2 protein-coding genes are annotated in these 5,004 nt (G+C 73.9%); both read left to right on the forward strand.

From position 1 onward, the window contains the following. Nucleotides 1-137 precede the first annotated feature (137 nt). Complete coding sequence (locus ACFWY6_RS44035) at nucleotides 138-2,762, forward strand: SDR family NAD(P)-dependent oxidoreductase (protein ID WP_384703141.1); 2,625 nt, start codon at nucleotides 138-140, stop codon at nucleotides 2,760-2,762. A 28-nt stretch (nucleotides 2,763-2,790) separates the two neighbouring features. Then, on the forward strand, nucleotides 2,791-5,004 hold a 2,214-nt coding region (locus ACFWY6_RS44040), incomplete at its 3' end, for a type I polyketide synthase (RefSeq protein ID WP_384703144.1).

Here is a 5,004-nt window from a genome sequence, read left to right on the forward strand (position 1 = left end):
ACACATCTTTTTTCTTGACCCGCCGCCAACGTAGATATACACGTGCTTTGTGGGCGGCTGCTTCTTTTGTTTATAAGACACAGGGGGGGGGGGTCCCGCGGTCGCCCCTGGCCCACCCCCGGGGCCGGCTCTTGAACGTGGTGGTCCCCCCCGGGTCCGCGGCGGCGGACGCGGCGGCCGTCGCTTCCGGCGAACCTCAGGTCGCCGTACGCGACGGGCAGGTGTTCGCACCGAGGCTCGTCCGCTCCACGGCGCAGACCCTGACACTGCCGGACGCCCCGCAGTGGCGCCTTGCGACGACCGGTGACGGCGGCACCGACGGGCTCGCCGTCACCGCCGAACCGGCGCCCGCCGGGCCGCTCGGCCCGCAGGAGATCCGGGTGTCGATGCGGGCCGCCGGGATCGCCCGCGACGACCTGACCGCCGGGACCGGTACGCCGGGCACCGGGGGCGCGGGTGTCGTGACGGAGGCCGGTGCGGCCGTCACCGGCGTGGCCGTGGGCGACCGCGTGTGGGGCGTGTTCCCGCAGGGCGGCGCCCTGGGCCGGGCGGCGGTCACCGACCACCGTTCCGTGGCCCGCGTCCCGCGGGGCGCGACCTTCGCCGAGGCCGCGGCGCTCCCGCGGGCCTTCCTCACCGCCTGGCACGCCTTGGTGGACGAGGCTGAACTGCGCTCCGGGCAGCGGGTGTTGATCCACTCCGGCGGCGACGCCATCGGCCTCGCCGCGGTCCAGATCGCCCGCCACCTGGGCGCCGAGGTGTTCGCCACCGCGCCCCGGACGGCGTGGGACACCCTGCGCGACAGCGGCCTCGACGCGGCGCACATCGCCGAACCGGAGGCCGGCGACATCGTGCGCAAGGTGCCCACGGGCCTGGACGTGATCCTGGCCCAGGAGGGGAGCGGCAGGGACGCCGACGCCTCGGCGGCGCTGCTCGCCGAGGGGGGCCGGTTCGTGGCTGTGGGCACTGGCCCGGTGACCGGCGCAGGCACGGGCTCGGCCGTCGGCGCCGGCACTGGCGCCGTCTCGGCCTCGGCCACTGGCGCCGACTGGGCCCCGGCCATCGGTGGCGTCCCGGCCTCGGCCACTGGCGCCGACTCGGCGACGACTGCCGGTGCCGACCCGACGCCGACGCCGACCCCGACCACGGCCTCCGGCCCGACCCCGCCCGCCGCCATCGACACCGCCCGGCAGCAAGCCGTCATCGCCGAACTCGGCGGGCTCTTCGCCACCGGCGTGCTGCGTCCGGTGCCGGTCACGGCGTACGACATGCGTGCGGCGGCCGACGCCTACCGCCGGCTCGGCGAGGGCGGGCGGACCGGCGGCTCGGTCCTGACCCTTCCCCGTCCGCTCGACCGGGAAGGCACCGTCGTCGTCACCGGCGCGAGCGGCACCCTGGGCCGCCTCGTCCTGCGGCGGCTCGTCTCCGAGCACGGCGTACGCAACGTCCTGCTGCTCAGCCGCAGCGGCGGCGACGCACCGAGCGACCTGGTGGACAGCGGCGTACGGGTGGACTCGGTGGCCTGCGACGTCGCGGACCGAGAGCAGCTCGCCCGCGCCCTGGCCCGTATCCCCGCGGAGCATCCGCCGACCGCCGTGGTGCACACGGCCGGAGTCCTCGACGACGGGGTCCTCGAAGCCCTGACGCCGGAGCGGCTCGCCACCGTGCTGCGCCCGAAGGCGGACGCGGTCGACGCCCTGCACGAGCTGACCGCCGACGCGGACCTCGCGGCCTTCGTGGTGTTCTCGTCGGTGGCCGGTGTCCTCGGCTCGGCGGGCCAGGCGAACTACGCCGCCGCCAACGCCTACCTGGACGCGTTCGCCGCCCGCCGGCACGCGGCGGGACGGCCCGCGGTCTCCATCGCCTGGGGCATGTGGACGCAGTCCAGCACGATGACGGCCGGACTCGGCACCGCCGACCTCGGCCGGATCGCCCGCACGGGACTGCTGCCCACCGCGACCGACGAGGGCCTCGCCGCCTTCGACCGGGCGCTCGCCGGCGCCCTGCCCAACGTCGTGCCGGTACGCGTCGACACCGCCGCGCTCCGCGCCGCCGAGTCCGTACCGCCGCTCCTGCGGGACCTGGCGCCCGCCCCGAACCGGCGGGCCGCGGCGGGTGTCACGGCGGCGCGGGACGAGTCCCTGGAGAGCAGGCTGCGCGGTCTTCCGGCCGAGCAGCGGCGCGCCCTCCTGCTCGACCTGGTCCTGACCGACGTCGCCCTGGTCCTCGGGCACAGCGACCCGCGCGGCGTCTCCGCCGAAGGGGCCTTCCGCGACCTCGGCTTCGACTCGCTGACCGCCGTCGAACTCCGCAACAGGATCAACAACCGTACGGGCGTGAAGCTGAGCGCGACGGCGGTCTTCGACCACCCGAGCCCGCTCGCCCTCGTCGACCATCTGCTCGGCCGTATCGCCCCGGCGCCCGCCGACCCGCGGGACACCGAGGAGCCGGACTACGAGCGGGTCATGGCCGACCTCACCAGGATCAGGAGCCACCTGGCCGCACTGGAGCTCACCGGCGCGCAACGAGCCGCGCTGGCCGAGACCGTCCGCGGCATGTCGGAGCCATGGGCGAACGGAGAGTCCATGGCACGTGCGGCCGGGGATCCGGCACCGGCCGCCCTCGAATCCGCGTCCGCGGCGGAAGTCCTCGACTTCGTCACCAACAGCCTCGGCATCTCCATCTCCGGCGACGCAAGCACCGGCGACGCAACCGACGGCGACACAAGCACCGGCGACGCATCGCCCACCGACCCGAGTTGAGAGTGATTTCATGCCCACCGAAGACGAGCTGCTCAAGTACCTCAAGGCGGTCTCCGAGGAACTGCACGTCACGCGCGGCCGGCTGCAGGCCGTGGAGGGCCGCCGCGACGAGCCCGTGGCGATCGTCGGCATGAGCTGCCGGCTGCCCGGCGGCGTGTCGTCGCCGGACCACCTCTGGGACGTCGTCGTCAAGGGACAGGACGCGATCGGCGAGTTCCCCGCCGACCGCGGCTGGGACGTCGACGCGCTGTACGACCCGGAACCGGGAAACCCCGGCAAGACCTACACCCGCTCCGGTGGATTCCTCGACGACGCCGCCGACTTCGACCCGGCGTTCTTCGGGATCACCCCGCGCGAGGCGCAGGGCATGGACCCGCAGCAGCGCCTGATGCTCGAAGCCTCGTGGCAGGCCCTGGAGAGCGCGGGGATCAACCCGCAGACCCTCAAGGACAGCCGCACCGGAGTCTTCGCCGGTTCCTTCCACCACGACTACGACCCCGGCGGCGGCAGCGTCGGCAGCCTCGTCTCCGGACGCGTCTCCTACACCCTCGGCCTGCAGGGCCCCGCCGTCACGGTCGACACGGCGTGCTCGTCGTCGCTTGTCGCGCTGCACCAGGCGGTGCGCTCGCTGCGGGACGGCGAGTCCACGCTGGCCCTGGCCGGCGGCGTGACGGTGCTCTCCACGCCCGGCGTCTTCGTCGAGTTCTCCCGCCAGCGCGGCCTCGCCGCCGACGGCCGCTGCAAGTCGTACGCCACGGCCGCGGACGGCACCGGCTGGGGTGAGGGCGTGGGCGTGCTGGTCCTTGAGCGGCTCTCGGACGCCGAGCGCAACGGCCACCGGGTCCTCGCGGTCGTCCGCGGCACCGCGGTCAACCAGGACGGCGCGTCCAACGGCCAGACGGCGCCCAACGGCCCGGCGCAGCAGCGGGTGATCCAGGACGCCCTGGCCAGTGCGCGGCTCTCCACCGACGACGTGGACGTCGTCGAGGGACACGGCACCGGCACGACGCTCGGCGACCCGATCGAGGCGCAGGCGCTCCTTGCCACGTACGGCCAAGGGCGGGGCGAGGACCGGCCGTTGTGGCTCGGCTCGCTGAAGTCCAACATCGGTCACACGCAGGCCGCGGCGGGCGTCGCGGGCATCATCAAGATGGTGCAGGCCATACGGCACGGCGTCCTGCCGTCCACCCTGCACGTGGACGAACCCTCGCAGCACGTCGACTGGACCGAGGGCCAGGTCAGGCTCCTCACGGAGAACAGACCGTGGCCGCGGACCGACCGCCCGCGCAGGGCCGGCGTCTCGTCCTTCGGCTACAGCGGCACCAACGCACACGTGATCATCGAAGCGGCGCCGGTCGCGGAGGAAACGCCACCGGCCGCCGAGCCGGTGCGGCATGGCGCCACCCTGCCGTGGGTCCTCTCGGGCCGGAGCGAGGCGGCGCTCGCGGAACAGGCGACCCGACTGCTCGCCCGGGTCACCGAGGGCTCCGAACTCGACCCGCGCGACGTGGCCCACTCCCTGGTCCACGGCCGGGCCACCCTGGAGCACCGGGCCGTCGTCCTGGGCGCCGACGGCCCTGAACTGGCCGCGCGCCTCGGCGAGTTGGCGGCGGGCAGTCCTGGCGCGAACGTGGTCGAGGGGCGTGCGCGGTCCGGTGCGTCCGGGGGTGCCGTCTTCGTGTTCCCGGGTCAGGGTTCGCAGTGGGTTGGTATGGCGCGTGAACTTCTGGAGTTTTCGCCGGTGTTCGCGGGGCGGATGGCGGAGTGTGCTGCCGCTTTGGATCCGTACGTGGATGGCTGGTCGCTGCTGGAGGTTGTGCGGGAGGGGGATGAGGAGGCGTTCCGGCGGGTTGATGTGGTGCAGCCGGTGTTGTTCGCGGTGATGGTGTCGCTGGCTGAGTTGTGGCGGTCGTTGGGTGTGCGGCCTGCTGCGGTGGTGGGGCATTCGCAGGGTGAGATCGCGGCCGCGTGTGTTGCGGGTGGTCTGTCGCTGGAGGATGCGGCGCGGGTCGTGGCGTTGCGGAGCCGGGCGATTCTGCGGCTGTCGGGGCGTGGCGGCATGGTGTCTGTCCTGGCGCCCGAGGAGCGGGTGGTGGGCCGTCTGTCGGACGGTCTGCAGATCGCTGTGGTCAACGGTCCCGAGCAGGTCGTGGTGTCCGGTGCTCCGGACGAGTTGGACGCTCTCATGGCCGGGTGTGAGGCCGACGGGATTCAGGCGCGTCGTATCGCGGTGGATTACGCC

The organism is Streptomyces sp. NPDC059037 (genome assembly GCF_042740015.1).
GTDB lineage: Bacteria > Actinomycetota > Actinomycetes > Streptomycetales > Streptomycetaceae > Streptomyces.